We start from the raw sequence: 758 nt of genomic DNA on the forward strand, positions 1-758 counted from the left end.
GGGGTATTTTAGAATATCTAGTCTTTTTCTTAGATATTCTGTACGCTCAATTGCATCATCAAAGAAATCTCTATTTATTTTTCCTTGGTTTAGAGCCATTTCAAAACTATTAAATGTCTCATTTCATAGATCTACACCCACTCCTGCATTTATAGCCTGTGAAATAGCGTTTATTGGTTCTTTTGTATAATTTAATATATTATCTATGCCACAACCGTCAGACATGAAAATACCCTTAAATTCATTTTGCGCCTTAATATAATCCAATAATTTTTTATTCGTATGACATGGAACTTTATCTATGTCATTATAAGCAACCATAAAACCAGCAACCTTTTGCTTAGTTGCTTCTATCGCTATTGGTATGTGATGCGCTTTTAATTCATTTCAACCCATGGAAACTGATTTGCCATTATGACCACCAAATGCAGAACCTTGACCAATTAAGTGCTTTGCAATAACCGCAACTTTGTCAAAACTAATTTTATCGCCCCTACCCTGCAAACCTCGAATTGCATGCTTAGTCATTTGCATGGATAAATATGTATCCTCACCAAAACATTCTTCTGATCTACCCCATCTAGGATCAAGGGCAAGATCTAAGCAAGATAATAGAGCTAAATGTGCGCCTTTAAACCTAATTTCTTTTGCAACATTTGACTGGTTTTTTTCGTAAAGTTTTTTATTAAATGTTGCGCCAATAGCAAGATTAACTGGTAATGTTGTCGAGTCAAGCCCTTGATGTCCATGAGGTGCTT

Annotated in this window: 1 protein-coding gene; it reads right to left on the reverse strand. The window is 34.8% G+C overall.

Features of this window, described 5'->3' with window-relative positions:
- A partial coding sequence (locus C4B24_RS04865) for a glycoside hydrolase family 3 N-terminal domain-containing protein (RefSeq protein ID WP_131599653.1) occupies positions 1-758 on the reverse strand: 758 nt, incomplete at both ends.

The organism is Mycoplasma marinum, from assembly GCF_004335975.1.
In the GTDB taxonomy this organism is placed as follows: Bacteria; Bacillota_I; Bacilli_A; order Mycoplasmatales; family Metamycoplasmataceae; genus Mycoplasma_K; species Mycoplasma_K marinum.